A 19657-nucleotide genomic window follows, 5' to 3' on the forward strand; every position below is an offset into this window, starting at 1 on the left:
CGGCTGAAGCCATGAGCACTGCCTCCCGCCGCTACCGCGCGGCGGTCTTCGACATGGACGGGCTGCTGCTCGACTCCGAGCGCCCCATCCAGGACGCCTGGCTGCAGCTGTCGGCCGAGGCCGGCGTCGCGTTGACGCCAGCCGACTACCGCCTGACCGTGGGCCGCAATCGCGCCGACTGCCTGGCCTTGCTGACCGGCTGGTTCGGCTCAACCGAGGCGGCCGAGCGCATGTACGAAGCCGTCGACGCCGAGGTCGCACGGCGCTTCGCCGGCCGCGGCTTCGCGCTCAAGCCCGGCGTCCTGCCCTTGCTGCAGGCCCTGCGCGAGCGCGGCATCCCCTGTGCCGTCGCCTCCTCCACCCGCCACGCCAAGGTGCTGGACCGCCTGAGGGCGGCCGGCATCGTGGCGCACTTCGACCCCATCCACGGCGGCGACCAGGTCGCGCGCGGCAAGCCGCATCCGGACCTCTTCGAGCTGGCCGCGCGCAGCCTGGCTCATGCGACGAGCGACTGCCTGGTCTTCGAGGACTCCAGCTACGGCGCCCAGGGCGCGCTGGCGGCCGGCATGGGCGTGGTCCTGGTGCCCGACCTCAAGGAACCCGATCCGGACATCGCCCCGCGATGCCTCATCCTCTCCAGCCTCGACCAGGCCCTGGCCCATGTGCCGGCCTGGTTCGGCGACTGATCATCTGCAGCACACCATGCACATCCACATCCTCGGCATCTGCGGCACCTTCATGGGCGGCCTGGCGGCCCTGGCCCGCGAGGCCGGCCACCGCGTCACGGGCTGCGATGCCAATGTCTACCCGCCCATGTCCACGCAGCTGGAGGCCCTGGGCATCGAGCTGATCGAGGGCTTCGGCGCCGAGCAGCTGGCGCTGAAGCCCGACCTCTTCGTGATCGGCAACGTGGTCACCCGCTCCAGCGAGGGCCGCTTCCCGCTGATGGAAGCCATCCTGGACGCCGGCCTGCCCTACACCAGCGGCCCGCAGTGGCTGGCCGAGCACGTGCTGCAGGGCCGCCACGTGCTGGCCGTGGCCGGCACGCACGGCAAGACCACCACCACCTCCATGCTGGCCTGGATCCTGGAGCATGCCGGGCTGAACCCCGGCTTCCTGGTGGGCGGCGTGCCGCAGAACTTCGGGGTCTCCGCAAGACTTGGCACCGTGACGCCGCGGTCTCCGTTTGTCATTGAAGCGGACGAATACGACACCGCCTTCTTCGACAAGCGCAGCAAGTTCGTCCACTACCGCCCGCGCACCGCCGTGCTGAACAACCTCGAGTTCGACCACGCGGACATCTTCCCGGACCTGGCCGCCATCGAGACCCAGTTCCACCACCTCGTGCGCACCGTGCCGCCCAGCGGCCGTCTGGTCGTCAATGCCCGCGAGGAAGCCCTGCAGCGCGTGCTCCAGCGCGGCTGCTGGAGCGAGGTGCAGCGCTTCGGCGCCCGCAAGGAAGAGCCCGGCACCCTGCGTGCCCGCGGCGAGCCCTCGGCCTTCGACGTGCTGCGTGGCGCGCTCAAGGTCGCCCGTGTGGAATGGGACCTGGCCGGCGAGCACAACCAGCTCAACGCCCTGGCCGCCATGGCCGCGGCCGAGCACCTGGGCGTGACACCCGAACAGTCCGCCGCCGCGCTGGCCGTCTTCAAGAACGTGCGCCGCCGGCTGGAGCTGCGCGGCGAGGCCGGTGGCGTCAAGGTCTACGACGACTTCGCCCACCACCCCACGGCCATCCGCACCACCGTCAATGGCCTGCGCCGCCGCATTGCGCCGGCAGAGCGCATCCTCGCCGTCTTCGAGCCGCGCTCCAACACCATGAAGCTGGGCACGATGAAGGCCCAGCTGCCCTGGGCGCTGGAGGAAGTGGACCTGGCCTTCTGCAACCAGGCCGGCCTGGGCTGGGACGCGGCCGAGGCCCTGCTGCCCATGGGCGCTCAGGCCCAGGTGCACGAGGGCGTCGACGCGCTGGTGGCGGCCATCGTGAAGGCCGCCCGCCCGGGGGACCATGTCCTGTGCATGAGCAACGGCGGCTTCGGCGGCATTCACGAGAAGCTGCTGGCGGCGCTGGCGCGCTGAGACACCGACGCGGGCGCTGAGGCAGGCAAGACCTGCCCCTGGCCCGCTGCGCTGCAGCAGGCGTGATCAGCGGGCCGTGGCGTCCGGCTTGCCGAGCCGCTCGATCTCGTAGTCCCCGTCATCCACCAGCCGCTCCCAGCCCTCGAAGCGGCCCAGGCCCAGCGAACGGGCCATGGACAGCAGCAGGCTCTGGCCGGCCACATTGCTGAGCGGCTGCAGCTGGTAGACCGGGTCCTCGAAGGCCTCGGCCGGCGAGATGAACTGCCAGCCGCGGGCCTTGAACATCGCGACGACGTCGTCCAGGAACAGGGCATTGAGCAGGTTGTGGTGGGTCAGCAGGACCTGGGCGATGTCCCGCCCCTGCAGACGCCGCGACAGCGCCTGGTAGGCCTGCGCCCGCTGCCAGAGGTGGTCCAGGTAGGCCTGGCGGATGTCGCTCACATCGGCCTGGGGATCCGCCTTCAGCCGCGTTTCCAGGAATTCGTTGAGGCGCCAGTCGCTGGTGTCCAGGCTCACATAGGCATTGCGAAAGCCCTGGGCCTTCAGCCAGGCGCGCATGCCGTCTCGCTTGGCCTCGGGCTTGCCTTCGCGCAGGAAGGTGAAGCGGAACCAGCGCTGCAGTCCGGCCTGGCCGGTGAGGATCTGCTGGCAGCGCTGGATCTCGTCCTGGTACTGCTCGAGGCTCACCTGCGGGCTGTTGAGATCCAGGTGCGTCATGGTGTGGTTGCCCAGCAGCTGGCCGGCCTGCGACCAGGCCTGGACCAGGGCCAGGCCCTCGGGCCGGTCTGCGCCGTTGCCGCAGGTCACGAAGAGCGCGGCCTGCACGCGGTGCTTGCGCAGTGCCGCGAGTATGGCCTCATTGCGGGCCTGCGGACTGAGCCGCGGCGTGGCGCTGAGGTGGGGGCCGTCGTCCATGGTGAGGGCGATGCGCTGAGGCGCTTGCGCCAGCGCGGACGAGGCGAAGGCGGCCAGGGCGGCCGCCGCGGTGAGCAGGAGGGATCGGATCATGCGGCGATTGTCTCCAGCCCGCGCCCGAAGCCGAAAGGCCTGCCCGGCGACGGTGCGCGCTGCGCCCGGCAAGACCTGACCCCGGGGATCAGACGCCCATCAGCTCCTTCGCCAGCGCCTCCGCCACCTCGATGCCATCCACCCCGGCCGACATGATGCCGCCGGCGTAGCCCGCCCCTTCGCCGGCCGGATAGAGGCCGCGCACATTGAGGCTCTGGTAGTCCCGGCCCCGCGTGACGCGCAGGGGGCTGGAGGTGCGGGTCTCGACGCCCGTCAGCACCGCATCGTGCATGTCGAAGCCGCGGATCTGGCGGCCGAAGGCGGGCAGGGCCTCGCGGATGGCGTCCAGGCAGTAGTCGGGCAGGCTGCCGCGGCCCTTCTCCTGCAGATTGGTCAGGTGCACGCCTGGCTTGTAGGACGGCATCACGCTGCCGAACTCGGAGCTCACCTGGCGCTTGATGAAGTCGCCCACCAGGCTGCCCGGGGCGATGTAGCCACCGCCGCCCAGCTCGTAGGCCCGCGATTCCCAGATGCGCTGGAAGGCCATGCCATCCAGCGGATTGACCGGGCCCTCGCTCAGGCCGTCCTGGCGGTAGTCCTGCGGGCTGATGCCCACGACGATGCCGGCATTGGCATTGCGCTCATTGCGCGAGTACTGGCTCATGCCGTTGGTGACCACACGGTTGGGCTCGGAGGTGGCGGCCACCACGGTGCCGCCGGGGCACATGCAGAAGCTGTAGACCGAGCGGCCGTTCTTGGCGTGGTGCACCAGCTTGTAGTCCGCCGCGCCCAGCAGGGCATTGCCGGCGTTGGGGCCGAAGCGGGCCTTGTCGATCAGGCTTTGCGGGTGCTCGATGCGGTAGCCGATGGAGAAGGGCTTGGCCTCCATGTAGACGCCGCGCTCGTGCAGCATCTGGAAGGTGTCGCGCGCGCTGTGGCCCAGCGCCAGCACGACCTGGTCGGCACGGATCTGCTCGCCGCTCTCCAGCACCACGCCGCGCACGTGGCGCTGGCCGTCCTGGCCGGGCTCGATGAGCAGGTCGCTGACCTTCTGCTGGAAGCGGATCTCGCCCCCCAGGGCCTCGATCTCGGCCCGGATCTTGATCACCATGCTCACCAGGCGGAAGGTGCCGATGTGGGGCTTGGAGACGTAGAGGATCTCCTCGGGCGCGCCAGCCTTCACGAACTCGGTCAGCACCTTGCGGGTGAGGAAGCGGGGGTCGGAGATCTGGCTGTAGAGCTTGCCGTCCGAGAAGGTGCCGGCGCCGCCCTCGCCGAACTGCACGTTCGACTCGGGATGCAGGTTCTGCTTGCGCCAGAGGTCCCAGGTGTCCTTGGTGCGTTCGCGCACCTGCTTGCCGCGCTCCAGCACGATGGGGCGCAGGCCCATCTGCGCCAGGATCAGCGCGGCCAGGATGCCGCAGGGGCCGAAGCCGATCACCACGGGGCGCAGCTTGTCGCCCTGGTTGTAGAAGTCCAGCGGCGCGTGGCCGATGAAGTGGTAGCTCGTGTCGGGCGTGGGCTTGACATGGGTGTCGCCCTCGAAGCGGGCCAGCACGGCGGCTTCGTCCTCGACCTCGCAGTCCACGGTGTAGATCAGCATCATGGCCGTCTTCTTGCGCGCGTCATGGCTGCGCTTGAAGAGGTGGAAGGCCTTGAGCTGGCTGGACTTCAGGCCCAGGCGCTGGACGATGGCCGGGCGGAGCTCGTCCTCGGCATGGTTCAGCGGCAGGCGGAGTTCGGTGATGCGGATCATGGAGGTCCTCAGGGGCGTGGCGATAACCCAGTGGGGATGAGAAACGAGTCCGGCCGCGAAGGCAAGCCAGGCTCAGAAACGGAAACGGCGCCTTTGCAGGCGCCGTCATGCAGTCTTGAGACCGCCGGTCGATCAGCCGCCCTTGTGGGTGCGCTTGCCGGGGTTCTTCTTGCTGCGGGTGTGGGTGCCGCGCTCCAGGCTGGTGCAGTTGCCGCGACCGTGCGTGAAGCTCACGCCGTTGGCGGGGACGGGACGGGGGGCGGCGCGCTTGTCGGCCTCGGTGACGATCTTGTTGCCCATGGTGGCTCCAGAAGGGTTGTAAATTGATGACGGCAGCTTTTCGCGGGTCAACTCGTTATTTTAGCCCGACTGCGGCCGAATCCCGCCAGCGCCTGTGGCGGCCCGCCTGCATGCCCCCGTCCGCCAGCCGTGACCTGAACCACGCGCATCGCCCCTGCTGACAGTTTTGGCGGCCCCGCTCCCTACAATCCGCCCAGCCCCCGAGAGGGGCTGTTCCTGTTTGTAGCGCCCCATGCAACTGCCCCTGATCGCTCCCGGAAAGAAGTTCTCGCTGCCCCGCCCGCCGGGCTCGGCCGACGCCCTGCTGCTGGCCCGCTTCTGCCGCCAGCAGCTGGAGTCCGGCCGGCTGTGCACCATCGTCACGGCGGAGCCCGGTGACACCCAGCGCCTGGAGGACGAGCTCAAGTTCTTCGCGCCGGAGCTGCGCGTGGCCGTCTTCCCGGACTGGGAGACCCTGCCCTACGACACCTTCAGCCCGCACCAGGACCTGATCTCCGAGCGCCTGGCCACGCTGTGGCGCCTGCTGCAGGCCAAGGGCCGGCCGCGCGAGGAGCGCGACGTTGACGTGGTCCTGCTGCCCGCCAGCACCGCGCTGACGCGCCTCGCCCCGCCCTCCTTCCTGGCGGCCACCACCTTCCAGTTCAAGCAGAAGCAGCGCCTGGACGAGGCCGCGCTGAAGGCGCAGCTGGTGCTGGGCGGCTATGCGCATGTCTCGCAGGTGGTCTCGCCGGGCGAGTTCGCGGTGCGCGGCGGCCTGATCGACCTCTTCCCCATGGGCTCGCCCGTGCCCTACCGGGTGGATCTCTTCGGCGACGAGGTCGACTCCATCCGCACCTTCGACCCCGACAGCCAGCGCAGCCTCTACCCCGTGCCCGAGGTGCGCCTGCTGCCCGGCCGCGAGTTCCCCATGGACGAGGCCGCCCGCCAGGCCTTCCGCGCCCGCTGGCGCGAAAAGATGGACGGCGACCCCAGCAGGTCCCGGCTCTACAAGGACATGGCCACGGGCCTGGCCACCGCCGGCATCGAGTACTACCTGCCGCTCTTCTTCGAGCAGACGGCCAGCTTCTTCGACTTCGTGCCCGAGGACGGCGCCCTGGTGCTGCACGGCGAGGTCGACGAGGCCCTCAACCGCTTCTGGACCGACACCCGCGAGCGCCACCGCTTCCTGCAGCACGACCCCGAGCGGCCGCTGCTGCCGCCCGAGGAGATCTTCCTGCGCGTCGAGGACTTCTTCGGCGCCACGCGCACGCGGGCCGTGTTCAGCGTGCGCGGCGCCGAGGCCGTGGACTATGCCCGCCCCCTGCCCGACATCAGCGTCGAGCGCGGCGCCCAGGAGCCCCTGGCCCGCCTGGCCTCGCACCTGAAGACCACGCCGCACCGCGTGCTGATCGTGGCCGAGAGCGAGGGCCGGCGCGAGAGCCTGCTGGAGCTGCTGCGGGACAACAAGATCGATCCTCCCTCCGTGGCGAGCCTGGCCGAGTTCCAGGCCTCCGACGAGAAGTTCGCCATCACCGCCGCACCGCTGGCTGCGGGCTTCTTCTGGCACGAGCCGGAGGCGGCGCCCCAGGGCATCGCCATCCAGTTCCTGACCGAGACCGAGCTCTTCGCCACCACGCCCACCACGCGGCGGCGGCGCAAGCAGGAGCTGGTCAGCGACGTCAACGCCCTGATCAAGGACCTCTCCGAGCTGAAGGTCGGCGACCCCGTGGTGCACATGAACCACGGCATCGGCCGCTACCAGGGGCTGATCAACATCGACCTGGGCGACGGCCCCTCGGAATTCCTGCACCTCGAATATGCCGACAAGGCCACGCTCTACGTGCCCGTGGCGCAGCTGCACCTGATCAGCCGCTACACGGGCGTGTCGGCCGAGGAAGCGCCGCTGCACAAGCTGGGCTCGGCGCAATGGGAGAAGGCCAAGCGCAAGGCCGCCGAGCAGGTGCGCGACACCGCGGCCGAGCTGCTGAACCTCTACGCGCGCCGCGCGGCGCGAGAGGGCCACGCCTTCCGCTACTCGCCGCATGACTACGAGGCCTTCGCCGCCTCCTTCGGATTCGAGGAGACGCCGGACCAGCGCGCCGCCATCCATGCGGTGATCCAGGACATGATCTCGCCCAAGCCCATGGACCGCCTGGTCTGCGGCGACGTGGGCTTCGGCAAGACCGAGGTGGCCCTGCGCGCCGCCTTCGTCGCCGTGATGGGTGGCAAGCAGGTGGCCCTGCTGGCGCCCACCACGCTGCTGGCCGAGCAGCACTACCAGAACATCGCGGACCGCTTCGGCCGCTGGCCGGTGAAGGTGGCCGAGATGAGCCGCTTCCGCTCGCCCAAGGAGATCAAGGCCGCGATGGAAGGCCTGGCGGACGGCAGCATCGACATCGTCATCGGCACCCACAAGCTGCTCTCGCCGGACGTCAAGTTCAAGCGGCTGGGCCTGCTGGTGATCGACGAGGAACACCGCTTCGGCGTGCGCCACAAGGAGGCGATGAAGGCCATGCGCGCCGAGGTGGACGTGCTGACCCTCACTGCCACGCCCATCCCGCGCACGCTGGGCATGGCGCTGGAAGGCCTGCGCGACCTCAGCGTGATCGCCACCGCGCCGCAGCGCCGCCTGGCCATCAAGACCTTTGTGCGCACCGAAACCAGCGGCACCATCCGCGAGGCCGTGCTGCGCGAATTGAAGCGCGGCGGCCAGGTCTACTTCCTGCACAACGAGGTCGAGACCATCGAGAACCGCAAGCAGAAGCTCGAGGAGCTGGTGCCAGAGGCCCGCATCGTCGTGGCCCATGGCCAGATGCCCGAGCGCGAGCTGGAGCGGGTGATGCGCGAGTTCGTCGGCGGGCGGCACAACGTGCTGCTGTGCTCGACCATCATCGAGACTGGCATCGACGTGCCCAGCGCCAACACCATCGTCATCAGCCGGGCCGACAAATTCGGCCTCGCCCAGCTGCACCAGCTGCGCGGCCGCGTGGGTCGCTCCCACCACCAGGCCTATGCCTACCTGATGGTGCCGGATGTCGAAGGCCTCACCAAGCAGGCGGCGCAGCGCCTGGAGGCCATCCAGCAGATGGAAGAGCTGGGCTCGGGCTTCTACCTCGCCATGCACGACCTCGAGATCCGCGGCTGCGGCGAGGTGCTGGGCGAGAACCAGAGCGGCAACATGATGGAGGTGGGCTTCCAGCTCTACAACGACATGCTCTCCGAGGCCGTGCGCTCGCTGAAGGCCGGCAAGGAGCCCGACCTGCTCTCGCCCCTGGGCGGCGTGTTCGGCGCCAACACCGAGATCAACCTGCACGCCCCCGCCCTGCTGCCCGACGCCTACTGCGGCGACGTCCACGTGCGCCTCTCGCTCTACAAGCGCCTCGCCACGGCGGACAAGGCCGAGCAGATCGACGCCATGCTGGAGGAGATCACCGACCGCTTCGGCAAGCTCCCCGCCCAGGGCCAGACCCTCTTCGACACCCACCGCCTGCGCGTGCTGGCCAAGCCCTATGGCGTGATGAAGATCGATGCCGCGCCCACGGTGATGAACATCAACTTCCGCCCCAACCCGCCCATCGACGCCATGCGCGTGATCGAGCTGGTGCAGAAGAACCGCAACATCAAGCTGGTGGGCAATGACAAGCTGCGCATCGACAAGGCCCTCAGCGACCCCAAGGACCGCGCCCAGGCCATCCGCGAGGTGCTGCGCCTGCTGGGCGCGCCGCTGAAGCAGGACTGAGCCGGGGCATGCCGGCCGAGGACACCCTGCGGACCTGGCTGCAGGACACGGACTGGCTGATGCAGGCGCTGCGCCATGCGCGCCTGCTGGGGCTGGGCTCCTGGTGCATCGGGGCGGGCGCCGTGCGCAACGTGGTGTGGGAGCGCCTGCACGGGCGGCGCCTGCATGTCGACCAGCTGGCGGACATCGACCTGGCCCACCACAGCCCGCAGCGCACCGCGCCGGACGACGACGCCTGCCTGGCCCGGCAGCTGCGCGCGGCCTCGCCCCTGCCTTGGGAAGTCGTCAACCAGGCCTTCGTGCATCGCTGGCCCGGAGCCCGGCCGGGCCAGCAGCCCCACGCCGATCTCGCGGCGGCGCTGGCCTCCTGGCCCGAGACGGCCACCGCCGTGGGCGCCTGGCTGGACGCCCGGGACCGCCTGCATTTCGTCGCGCCCCATGGGGTGGAGGACCTGATGGCCGGGGTGCTGCGCAAGAGCCCGGGCGTCGATGCGCAGTGCTTCGAACAGCGGCTGCAGGAGAAAGCCTTCCTCGCGCGCTGGCCGGGGCTGCGTCAGGCTGCACGCGGATGAAACCCGACGGAACGCCTATCGCCCCGGGCGCGTGCTAAGGTGCGGGCCGCTACAGACCTTGCCCACGGAATTCATCGTGACCGCCCCGACCCCGTCCTCCCTGATCATCCAAGGCTTCACGCCGCCGCTGCGCCTGGCTGATTTCCGCCTGGCGGCCTTCGACATGGATTCGACCCTGATCAACATCGAGTGCATCGACGAGATCGCGGCGGCCGCGGGCAAGAAGGCCGAGGTGGCGGCCATCACCGAGGCGGCCATGCGCGGCGAGATCACCGACTTCAAGGACAGCCTGCGCCGCCGCCTGGCCCTGCTCAAGGGCGTGCCGGTCAGCGCGCTGGAGCAGGTGCTGGCCACGCGGCTGCAGTTCAATCCCGGCGCCCGCGAGCTGTGCGCGGCCCTGAAGGCGGCGGGGCTCAAGCTGCTGCTGGTCTCGGGCGGCTTCACCTACTTCACCCGCCATGTCGCGGCCGAGCTGGGCATGGACTTCGTGCGCAGCAACGAGCTGGAGATCGTTGACGGCCTGCTGACCGGCGGCCTGGTGATGCAGGCCTGGGGCGAGATCTGCGACGGCGAGGAGAAGAAGCGCATGCTGCTGCAATGCGCCGCCGAGATCGGCGCCCAGCCCCACCAGTGCATGGCCGTGGGCGACGGCGCCAACGACCTGCCCATGATGGGCGCGGCCGGCCTCTCGGTGGCCTACCACGCCAAGCCGCGGGTGCGCGAGCAGGCCATGGTGGCCATCAACGAAGGCGGTCTGGAGCAGCTGCTGCACGTGCTGGGCTGAGCGCGCCGCGCCGCCCGCGTGGGGCGAGCCCCGGCCGCGCCGCATCGACCCACCTGCGGGCGATGGTCTCCCACTCCCTTGAGGCGCTAGCATGCGCACATGAAGGACTCGACGAGGCCGCGGTGGCCATGGCTGCAACGCAGGGGCACCCTGGGCGTGGCCCTGTGCCTGGCAGTCGCCCTGGGCTGGCTCTGGCCACGCGAGGACGAAGACACCCAGGCCCCTCCCCGCTTCTCGGCCGAGCCGGCACCGAGTGCCGCCGGAGCCACCCGCCGAGCGCCCGCCGGGCCCGCAGAGCCGCCCGACCTGCCAGCCTCGGCAGCCCCGCGCCCGGCCTCCCGCCCCACCGATCCCGGCACCGCACCACGCGACCCCGCCCCCCTGAGCCCCGAGCAGCTGGCCCAGATCGAGAAACAATGGTGCACCCACGGCCTGAAGGCTCACCAGCAGGCCCGGCAGGCGCTGGAGCGAGCCTATCCCCTCCGCTTGGATGGGGAGAAGCTGGACGGCGAGGCCCACCACGCGCGCTGGGATGCCATGCTCAGAGAGGTCGGCACGCAGGCCATGATGGCCGTCGACTCCCGGCTGAAGCGGCAATGGATCCCGCAGCTGCGCCAGCGGGGCGACCTGCGCAGCCAGGCCGCTGCCGATTACCTGCAGATCACGATGAGCGATCTGGACAAGGCGCCGGCCGTCTTCCAGCACCTGCTGAGCCTCGCCCAGAGCAGCCGAGACCCGCTGATCTTCATGACCTGGCAGCTCGCTCGGTCTGACTGCGTGCTCAATGCCCTGTGCAGCGCCCTCCCCATGACAGACTGGCGTACCCTGGACCCCGCCAACCTGCTGGCCTGGCTGCCCACCCGCGCCAGCGGCGAGTACGCCACCGAGCTCGACTGGGACGCGATCGCCCACACCCGCTTCGCCAACAGCTACCTGGAGGACTTCCAGGCCCTGCTGCTGCCCCTGCTGGACCAGGAGCCTCCGGGCCTGGGCCTCCAGCAGGGCCTGACCCTGATCAGCCGCCTGAACCACTCGTGGCCCAGCGTTGCCGGCGCGCTGACGCTGGGCCGCAGCTGCCTCGAGGCCAGCGAGACCCCGCCGGAGCGCAGGGCCACCTGCGTCCATGCCGCCGATCTCCTCTGGCGCAGCCCCTCGGCCGGCCTGTTCGATTACAAGTTCGCCACCGCCATGGCCGCCCTGGCGGGCGCGGGAGCGCAGTCGCCCTGGGCCGAGCGCCTGGCCTTCGTCAAGGGCCTCAGCGCCGCAGATGGCCAGCGGCTGATGGACCTGGAGTACCCCGGCAACCGGGACGGCCAGAGCTGCGAGACCCAGGCCGAACAGCGCCGGCAGCTCAAGGAGCGGGTGCGCAACGGGCTCTGGGCCGCGGCGCTGGGCAGCGAGGGCGCGCGCCGCGTTCCCTGAGTGGCGCGCCACCGCTTGCGCGATCTGCGCCCAAATTGACACCCGAACGACACACTTCTGCCACCAACCCCCAAACAGGGGCTTGACCCCGGGCAAATCCCGATCCTTTTTGCAACACCTTGCTACATCCTCTTGCCATTCGATCCTGACGCCAGAAGTGGGGCTGCGCACAATCGCTGCTTGGCCTGACGCAGGCCCTGAGCTGTACCGCCTGTTCCCCTTCTTCCATGCGCGTTCCTGTCGATCTCCGCCAAGTCAGTCGATTGCTCAACCACGGTCCCACGGTGCTGGTCAGCAGCCAGCATGAGGGCCGCCGTGATGTCATGGCGGCGGCCTGGAACATGCCCCTGGACTTCAGCCCGCCCAAGGTGGCCGTGGTCATCGACAAGGCCACCTACACCCGCGAGCTGGTCGATGCCTCCGGTGAGTTCGTCCTGGCCGTGCCCTGCGCCGCCCAGGCCCAGCTGACGGCCGACGTCGGCCATGTCAGCGGCCGGGAAGTCGACAAGTTCAAGCGCTTCAGCATCCAGGCCCAGCCCGGGCAGAAGGTGGACGCCCCCTTGATTGACGGCTGCCTGGCCTGGCTGGAATGCGTGGTCTATCCCGAGCCCTATGTCGAGCACCGCTATGACCTCTTCCTGGCCGAGGTGGTGTCCGCCTGGGCCGAGGACTGGGCCTTCGTCAACGGCCGCTGGGTGGACCAGCTCGAGGTGCAGCGCCGCGCCCTGCACCACCTGGGCGCTGGCCAGTTCTTCACCAGCGGTGGCCTGCTGGTGACGCAGGCCGCGGCCTGAGGGCGCGCCGCGCGTTGCCGCCCAAGGCAGCGCTCCGCGCTCCCCCCGCCACCCTCGCCAAGGCCACGCCCGGCCCTGCGCGTTCCCGCCCTGCCCCCTGATCCCAGCCGCTGTCCCTCGTCGAGGGGCCAGGCGGCGCCGTTCTCTTGATTCACCTCACGAGGCGATCTGGATCAAGACCCGCACAATGGGCGGATTGGCCAGGGAGACACGCCATGACAGCCACCGACCAGCCCGCGCCGCCGCCCGGCGCCCTGCTGGAACAGACGCTTGAAGCCGCCGGCATCGGCCTGGCCTGGGTCGATGCACGCGGCCGACTGGAGCGCGGCAGCGCCTGCTTCCGACGCTGGGTCGGCGCCGCGGCCACGCTGTTCGACTGCGTGCATGCCCTGGACAAGGAACGGTGGCAGGCCTGGCAGGCCTCACCGGCCGAGCCCCGCCAGCTGGCGCTGCGCGGGCCCGATGGCGCCACCCTGCAGGTCGAGGCTCAGCTGCGCCCCCTGGCCGCCGGGAGCGACGGCCTGCTGGCCCTGGTGCTGAGCCCGCTGGACGAGCGCCGCGAGCGCCATGCCATCGACATCCTTCAGCGCGAGGTGCTGGAGGCGGTGGCCTCCGGCCGCCCGCTGCAGGTCGTGATGGACCTGCTGTGCCGCCGTGTCGAAGCCATGGACGCCGGCGTGATCTGCACGGTGCTGGAAATCGACCGCGAGGGCCGGGTCCATCCCCTGGCCGCGCCCAGCCTGCCGGCGAGCTTCAGCAGTGCCATCGACGGCGAGCCCATCGGCCCGCAAGCCGGCAGCTGCGGCACGGCGGCGTGGCGGCGCGAACCCGTGGAGGTGCGGGACATCGCCAGCGACCCGCTGTGGGAGCGCTACCGCCCCCTCGCCCAGTCCTTTGGCCTGGCCGCCTGCTGGTCCACGCCCATCAGCCTGGCGGACGGCCCAGTGCGCGCCACCTTCGCGCTGTACTACCGCCAGGTCCGCAGCGTGGCGCCCTTCCACCGGCGCATGGTGGAGGCCTGCGCCCAGCTGTGCCAGCTGGCCTTTCAGCACGAGGACAGCCAGCGGGAGATCGAGCGCCTGGCCTACTACGACAGCATCACCGGCCTGCCCAACCGCACGCTGTTCACCGACCGCGCCCAGCAGGCCCTGCAGATGTCACAGCGCCTGGACGGGCCCTCGTCCCTGCTGCTGCTGGACCTGGACCGCTTCAAGACGGTCAATGATTCGCTGGGCCATGCCGCGGGCGACGAGGTTCTGCGCGAGGTGGCCCGCCGCCTGAGCGCCGCGCTGCGCGACTCTGACACCCTGGCGCGCCTGGGCGGCGACGAGTTCGTGCTGATGCTGCCCGGCTGCAACGCGCTGGACGCGCTGCACGTGGCCCAGAAGCTGCATGCCGCGCTGGCCGCCCCCTTGCAGCTGGACAGCGGCATGCGGATCAACCTCAGCGCCAGCATCGGCATCAGCACCTGCCCCGACGATGGGCAGAGCTTCGAGCCCCTGCTGAAGCACGCGGACATCGCCATGTACGAGGCCAAGCAGGCGGGCCGCAACTGCAGCCGCTACTTCCTCGCGTCCATGAACCAGTCCCTGGACGAACGCCTGAACCTGGAGTCCGAGCTGCGCCAGGCCCTCAGCGCAGGCCAGCTGCAGCTGCATTTCCAGCCCAAGCTCGCGCTGGCCGATGCTCGCGTGCTGGGCATGGAAGTCCTGCTGCGCTGGCCGCATCCGGTGCGAGGCTGGGTGCCGCCGGACCGTTTCATCCCCGTGGCCGAGGAATGCGGCCTGATCAACGCCCTCGACGCCTGGGTGCTGGAGGCCGCCTGCCGTCAGCTGCGGGACTGGGCCGAGGCAGGCCTGCCGGGGCTGCAGCTCTCCGTCAACGTCTCCGCCCTGCGCTTCGTGCAGGACGACGTGGCCGCCCATGTGCAGCAGCAGCTGCAGCGCCACGGCCTGCAGGCGTCCCAGCTGACCCTGGAGATCACCGAACGCCTGATGCTGGATGAGCGCGGCCGGCCGCATGAGCAGCTGCTGGCGCTGGATGCCATGGGCGTGCGGCTCTCCGTGGACGACTTCGGCACCGGCTACTCCAGCCTCAGCTACCTCAAGCGCCTGCCGGTCTCGGAGATCAAGCTCGACAAGAGCTTTGTGCGCGATCTCGACAGCGACCCCGACGACCGCGCCCTGGCCAGCGCCGTGATCAGCATCGGCCAGGCCCTGGATCTCAGCGTGGTGGCGGAAGGCGTGGAGACCGAGGCCCAGCGGGAGACTCTGCTGCGCCTGGGCTGCCGCATCGGCCAGGGCTGGCTGTTCGGCCGGCCCATGGATGCCCAAGCCATGGCACAGTGGCTGCGCAGCCGGGAGCGTGCGCCCGCCTGAGCAGGCGGACCAGGCTCAGCTCAGGCGCTCAGGGGCTCAGGCAGCACCAGGCAGCCGTCCTCGTCCGCGTACAGCCACTCGCCCGGCCGCAGCAGCAGACCGTGCAGCTGCAGAGGCACGTCCACCGAGCCCTGGCCCTGGCGGTCCGTCGGCAGGGGCACGTGGCCCAGGGCGAGGATGCCTACATCGGCCGCACGCAGCTCGGCGCGATCCCGCACACAGCCATGGATCAGCAGGCCGGCCCAGCCGTTGCGGGCGGCCGCGGCGGCGAGATTGCCGCCCAGCAGGGCGCGATGCATGGAGGCGCCGCCGTCGACGACCAGCACGCGGCCCTCGCCGGGCGACTCCACCGCCGCCTTGACCGCGCTGTTGTCGTCCAGGCAGCGCACCGTGCGGATGGGCCCCGCGAAGCGCTCGCGCCCGCCGTAGCTGGCATAGCGGCCGCCGGGGAACACGCGCAGTGCGCCGCTGGCATCGCTCTTGAAGCGGTCACAGATGTCGCAGGTGCTGAAATCCATGGAAGCTCCCCGGCCTGGGCTCAGGCGACGACGCGGATGTGCTGGCCCTGCACGCTGACGCGCTGACCGGCCCGCATCTTGGCGGTCTTGCGGCTCTCGGGCTGCCCGTCGACCGTGACCTGGCCCTCGGTGATCATCAGGCGGGCCTGCCCGCCGCTCTGGGCCAGACCGGTGGCCTTGAGCAGCTTGTCCAGCTCGATGTACTCGCCGCGCAGTTGGAATTCGATGTCGTTCATGCGGGCATTGTCCCAGAGGCTGCAGGGCTCAGGCCTGGCCCAGGCGCTGGCGAGCTGCCTCGCGGATGGCACTGAGCGTGCTGCGGCTGGTGGAGACGTCGCTGGACAGGCGCAGGTGGAACAGCGTCGGGCGCTCCTCGGCGAGGGCGGCGCGCAGGGCGGGCTCGAAGTCCTCGGTCTTCTCGATGCGGTGCGAGGCCCAGCCATAGGCCCGGGCCAGCGCTGCGAAGTCCGGGTTGTAGAGATCGCTGCCCGAGACGCGCCCGGGGTACTCGCGCTCCTGATGCATGCGGATCGTGCCGTAGGTGGCGTTGTCCACCACCACGCACAGCAGCTTGCGGGCGCCGTAGCCGGTCGCCGTGGCCAGCTCCTGGCCGTTCATGAGGAAGTCGCCGTCCCCCGCGATATTGACCACCCAGCGCGACTGCAGCAGCGAGGCCGCGACCGCCGCCGGCAGGCCGTAGCCCATGGCGCCGCTGGTCGGTGCGAGCTGGGTGCGGCCGTGCCGGTGCAGGCCGCTGTAGCGGTGGAAGCGATGCAGCCAGCCGCTGTAGTTGCCGGCGCCATTGGTGAAGACGGTGCCCTCGGGCAGCAGGCTGGAAAGGCGCTTGACGACCTCGGCCATGTCCAGCGGCGCGACCGGCTGGGCGACCAGGTTCGCCTCGTAGTCGGCATGCGCGGCCCGTGTCCATTCGGCCCAGGCACAGGCGGCCGGCGGCTCCAGCGCGGCCAGGGCCTGCGCGGCGCAGCGCATGCTGGCGTTGATCATCAGCTCGGCGGCATAGACCCGGCCCAGCTCTTCGGCACCGGCGTGGATGTGGATGAGGTCCTGGTCCGGCAGCGGCGCCTGCAGCAGGGTGTAGCCGCCGGTGGTCATCTCGCCCAGGCGCGGGCCGATGGCGAGGATGAGATCGGCGTCCTTCACGCGCTGCGCGAGCTTGGGATTGATGCCGATGCCCACGTCACCCGCATAGAGCGGATGGGCGTTGTCGAAGAGGTCCTGGAAGCGGAAGGCGCAGCCCACGGGCAGCTGCCAGCCCTCGGCGAAGCGCTGCAGGGCGGCCGCGCTCTCAGGCGTCCAGCCCCCACCACCGGCGATCACGAAGGGGCGCTTCGCGGCCGCCAGGCGCTCGCGCAGCTCGGCCAGGGCCGCGGGGCTGGGCGCGGCCTCGGCCACGCGCACGCGGGGCAGGACCGGGGCGCTGATCGTCTGCGTCAGCATGTCTTCGGGCAGCACCAGCACCACGGGCCCGGGGCGGCCCTGCAGCGCGGTGTGGAAGGCGCGGGCCACATATTCGGGCAGACGCTCGGCGTCGTGCACCTCGCCCACCCACTTGGCCATGCCCAGCGTGCCGGGGCCGAACATCTGGCGGTAGTCCACCTCCTGGAAGGCCTCGCGGTCGCGCTGGTCGCTGGCGACCTGGCCGATGAAGAGGATCATCGGCGTCGAGTCCTGGAAGGCCGTGTGCAGGCCGATGCTGGCGTTGGTGGCGCCCGGGCCGCGGGTCACGAAGCAGATGCCCGGCTGCCCACTGAGCTTGCCCTGTGCCTCGGCCATGAAGGCCGCGCCGCCCTCCTGGCGGCAGGCGATGAAGCGGATGCGGTCGCGGTGCTCGTGGAAGCCGTCCAGCACGGCCAGGTAGCTCTCGCCGGGCACGCCGAAGGCGTCGGTCACGCCTTGTTCGACCAGGGCCTCGACCAGCGCGTGGCCGGCGAGGCGCGATACAGCTTGGGTGGATGCTTGCGTCGTCATGCGGCGACTGTAGCGTCCGCCCGGGGGCCGGGTCTTGCGCTGTTGCAAGGCCCTCTTCGGGGCTTTCCCTAGCGCTGACACCTCCCCAGGCCGGGTCAGGCCGCGGCCTTGCGGCGTGCCAGCCCCACCAGCGAGGCGGCGCAGATGCCCATCAGCAGGGCGAGGGCCGCACCGTAGAAGATGCCATGGGTCTGGCCGCGGTCCATCAGCGCGCCGAAGACGGGCGCGGCCAGCGCGAAGCCGATGTCCAGGCCCGAGTACACCGTGCCATAGACGCGACCGGTGGCACCGGGCGGGGCGGCGCGCTTGATCAGCATGTCCCGCGAGGGCCCGGCCAGGCCGGTGCCGAAGCCGGCCAGCGAGGCCACCACGAGCGCCGCCTCCATGGGCAGCCAGCCCGTGGCGGTGAGGCACAGGGCGGCGGCAGCGCCGGCCATGGCCAGGCCGATGGTGCGCTCCAGCTGCGCGCCGCGCGCCACCACGAAGCCGCCCAGCACCATGCCCGCGGCGCCGGCCAGCATATAGCCCGTCACGACGAAGGCGGTCGAGCGCACGGGGATGTCGTACATGGCCGCCAGCGCAGGGCTGGCAAAGCTCTGGATGGCCGTCAGCGCCGCGGTGGTGAAGAAGAAGAACGAGAAGCACAGCCACACCGAGGGCAGGCGCAGAAAGGCCAGCGGATGCTCCGCCTTGACGGCCGCGGCGGCGTGGCCGGGCTTCTCGTGGGCCCAGCTGCCCTGGCGGTCGTCGATGGCCTCGCGCTGCCACAGCAGCAGGGCCATCACGGTGAGGGCCAGCAGGGCCGTGCCCAGGTAGGCCACACGCCACTGTCCGCTCAGCTCCGACAGGCCGATCAGGAAGACCGGCGCACTGGCCCAGCCCAGGTTCCCCGAGATGCCATGCACCGAGAAGGCATGCCCCAGGCGCGCCGGCGAGACCCGCTTGTTGAGGATGGTGAAGTCCACCGGATGGAAGGGCGAGTTCCCCAGGCCGGCCAGCGCCGCCGCCAGCATCAGGCCGCCGAAACCATGGGCCGTGCCCGCGGCGAAGGAGGCCAGCACGAAGCAGCTCAGCGCCGCGAACAGCACGGGCCGGGCCCCGGTGCGGTCCACCAGGAAGCCGGCCAGGGCCTGGCCGATGCCGGAAATCACGAAGAAGGTGGTGACCAGCAGTCCCAGCTCCGAATAGCTCAGCCCGAACTCCCGGATGAAGACCGGGAACAGCGGCGGCAGCAGCATGTGGAAGAAGTGGCTGGTGCCGTGGGCCAGGCCGATCAGGCTGATGGTGCCGAGGTCGCGGCGGGCGCTGTCGGGCGAGGACGGGGTGAGGACTGCGGAGTTCATGTCCTCAATGTAGGCAGGGCCAGGGCGGCGCAGTTACGATAGGCTGACAGATTCTTTCGAATTTCAGCCACGCCACTCGCATGACACCGGTCAAGTCCCCCAGCAAGCGCCGCAGCGTGCCGCCGCTGGATCCCATGCGCTTCAAGCCCAGCCAGGAGCGCCCGTTGCGGGCCAAGGCGCGCTGGATGGAGCACCAGATGGACATCCAGCCCCACCAGCATGAGTGGGCGCAGCTGGCCTTCTCCATGGTGGGCGCGGTGCGGGTGCAGGCCGAAGGACCGCAGCGCAGCCACAGCTACCTGGTGCCGCCCTCGCGGGCCGTGTGGATCCCGCCGCACACCGTGCATGCCGTGAGCGCGGTGGAGCGGGCGGACATGCGGGCGCTGTACGTGCATGAATCCGCCGTGGCCCAGCTGGGCCTGGCCGGCGGCCCGCAGGCCTGGGCGCAGTGCCGGGTGCTGGAGGTGACGCCCCTGATGCGCGAGCTGCTGCAGGCCCTCGCCACCGAGCCCGACAGCCTGTCCAGCCTCAGCGCCCCGCATCCCCTGGACCAGGCTCGCGAGCAGGCCCTGTGCCAGCTGCTGATCGACGAGCTTCGCCGCGCCCGCAGCCTGCACCTCGGCCTGAGCCTGCCTCACGACAAGCGCCTGCGCCATCTCTGCGAGACCATGATGGCCGAGCCCGCCCGCCATGCCGACATCGACGGCTGGGCCACCGAATGCGGCGCCAGCGCCCGCACGCTCTCGCGCCTGTTCCGCGAGGAGCTGGGCACCAGCTTCAGCCAGTGGCGCCAGCAGCTGCAGCTGGCCCACGCCCTGCAGCTGGCCGCGCAGAAGAAGCCCATGAACCTGATCGCCGCGGAACTGGGCTACGCCAGCGCCAGCGCCTTCTCGGCCATGGTCACCCGCGCCGTGGGCATGCCGCCGAGCCGTTTCTTTGCGGAGGCTTGACCACCCCCTACGCGCTTCGCTCGCCCCCTCAAGAGGGCAACCCCGA

16 protein-coding genes are annotated in these 19657 nt (G+C 70.6%); 9 read left to right on the plus strand and 7 right to left on the minus strand.

The features are described 5' to 3' along the window. Positions 1–11: 11 nt before the first annotated feature. Both O9Y01_RS11285 and mpl read left to right on the plus strand, forming a co-directional pair. Positions 12–686, plus strand: a complete 675-nt coding sequence (locus tag O9Y01_RS11285) for an HAD family hydrolase (RefSeq protein WP_269631686.1) — start codon at positions 12–14, stop codon at positions 684–686. Positions 687–702: 16 nt separating this feature from the next. Beyond that, a complete protein-coding gene (gene mpl, locus O9Y01_RS11290; RefSeq protein ID WP_269631687.1) occupies positions 703–2079 on the plus strand; it encodes a UDP-N-acetylmuramate:L-alanyl-gamma-D-glutamyl-meso-diaminopimelate ligase in 1377 nt (458 codons plus the stop codon). A 66-nt stretch (positions 2080–2145) separates the two neighbouring features. Here the strand turns inward: mpl and O9Y01_RS11295 are convergent, their stop codons facing one another. The 3 genes from O9Y01_RS11295 to O9Y01_RS11305 all read right to left on the minus strand — a co-directional run bounded on the left by O9Y01_RS11295 (position 2146) and on the right by O9Y01_RS11305 (position 5143). Further along, positions 2146–3087: a polysaccharide deacetylase family protein gene (locus tag O9Y01_RS11295; RefSeq protein WP_269631688.1), complete on the minus strand. Its 942-nt coding sequence runs from the start codon at positions 3085–3087 to the stop codon at positions 2146–2148. An 88-nt stretch (positions 3088–3175) separates the two neighbouring features. Further along, complete coding sequence (locus O9Y01_RS11300; RefSeq protein WP_269631689.1) at positions 3176–4843, minus strand: NAD(P)/FAD-dependent oxidoreductase; 1668 nt, start codon at positions 4841–4843, stop codon at positions 3176–3178. A 132-nt stretch (positions 4844–4975) separates the two neighbouring features. Beyond that, positions 4976–5143: a hypothetical protein gene (locus tag O9Y01_RS11305; protein ID WP_269631690.1), complete on the minus strand. Its 168-nt coding sequence runs from the start codon at positions 5141–5143 to the stop codon at positions 4976–4978. Between the two features lie 232 nt (positions 5144–5375). Between O9Y01_RS11305 and mfd the strand changes: the two genes are divergently transcribed. The 6 genes from mfd to O9Y01_RS11335 all read left to right on the plus strand — a co-directional run bounded on the left by mfd (position 5376) and on the right by O9Y01_RS11335 (position 14811). Then, positions 5376–8861: a transcription-repair coupling factor gene (gene mfd / locus O9Y01_RS11310; RefSeq protein ID WP_269631691.1), complete on the plus strand. Its 3486-nt coding sequence runs from the start codon at positions 5376–5378 to the stop codon at positions 8859–8861. A gap of 8 nt (positions 8862–8869) precedes the next feature. Beyond that, entirely contained in the window at positions 8870–9433 is a 564-nt protein-coding gene (locus O9Y01_RS11315; RefSeq protein WP_269631692.1) for a nucleotidyltransferase family protein, read from the plus strand. Between the two features lie 76 nt (positions 9434–9509). Further along, on the plus strand, positions 9510–10217 hold the full coding sequence (gene serB, locus O9Y01_RS11320; protein WP_269631693.1) for a phosphoserine phosphatase SerB: 708 nt from the start codon (positions 9510–9512) through the stop codon (positions 10215–10217). Positions 10218–10316: 99 nt separating this feature from the next. Next, positions 10317–11639: a hypothetical protein gene (locus O9Y01_RS11325; protein WP_269631694.1), complete on the plus strand. Its 1323-nt coding sequence runs from the start codon at positions 10317–10319 to the stop codon at positions 11637–11639. A gap of 263 nt (positions 11640–11902) precedes the next feature. Then, complete coding sequence (locus O9Y01_RS11330) at positions 11903–12433, plus strand: flavin reductase family protein (RefSeq protein WP_269631695.1); 531 nt, start codon at positions 11903–11905, stop codon at positions 12431–12433. 215 nt (positions 12434–12648) lie between these two features. Beyond that, entirely contained in the window at positions 12649–14811 is a 2163-nt protein-coding gene (locus O9Y01_RS11335) for a putative bifunctional diguanylate cyclase/phosphodiesterase (protein ID WP_269631696.1), read from the plus strand. Positions 14812–14831: 20 nt separating this feature from the next. On the opposite strand, the gene rraA is transcribed toward O9Y01_RS11335, so the two are convergent. The 4 genes from rraA to O9Y01_RS11355 form a co-directional block, all read right to left on the minus strand. Next, entirely contained in the window at positions 14832–15329 is a 498-nt protein-coding gene (rraA, locus tag O9Y01_RS11340) for a ribonuclease E activity regulator RraA (RefSeq protein WP_269631697.1), read from the minus strand. A 20-nt stretch (positions 15330–15349) separates the two neighbouring features. Then, positions 15350–15565, minus strand: coding sequence for an RNA-binding S4 domain-containing protein (locus tag O9Y01_RS11345; RefSeq protein WP_269631698.1), 216 nt, complete (start codon positions 15563–15565; stop codon positions 15350–15352). A gap of 28 nt (positions 15566–15593) precedes the next feature. Next, entirely contained in the window at positions 15594–17318 is a 1725-nt protein-coding gene (locus O9Y01_RS11350) for a thiamine pyrophosphate-binding protein (RefSeq protein WP_269631699.1), read from the minus strand. A gap of 95 nt (positions 17319–17413) precedes the next feature. Next, a complete protein-coding gene (locus O9Y01_RS11355; protein WP_269631700.1) occupies positions 17414–18661 on the minus strand; it encodes an MFS transporter in 1248 nt (415 codons plus the stop codon). An 80-nt stretch (positions 18662–18741) separates the two neighbouring features. Here O9Y01_RS11355 and O9Y01_RS11360 point away from each other — a divergent pair, with 80 nt between their 5' ends. Next, on the plus strand, positions 18742–19611 hold the full coding sequence (locus O9Y01_RS11360) for an AraC family transcriptional regulator (RefSeq protein ID WP_269631701.1): 870 nt from the start codon (positions 18742–18744) through the stop codon (positions 19609–19611). Positions 19612–19657: the final 46 nt, after the last annotated feature.

The organism is Pelomonas sp. BJYL3 (assembly GCF_027257975.1).
Lineage (GTDB): Bacteria > Pseudomonadota > Gammaproteobacteria > Burkholderiales > Burkholderiaceae_C > Roseateles_B > Roseateles_B flavus.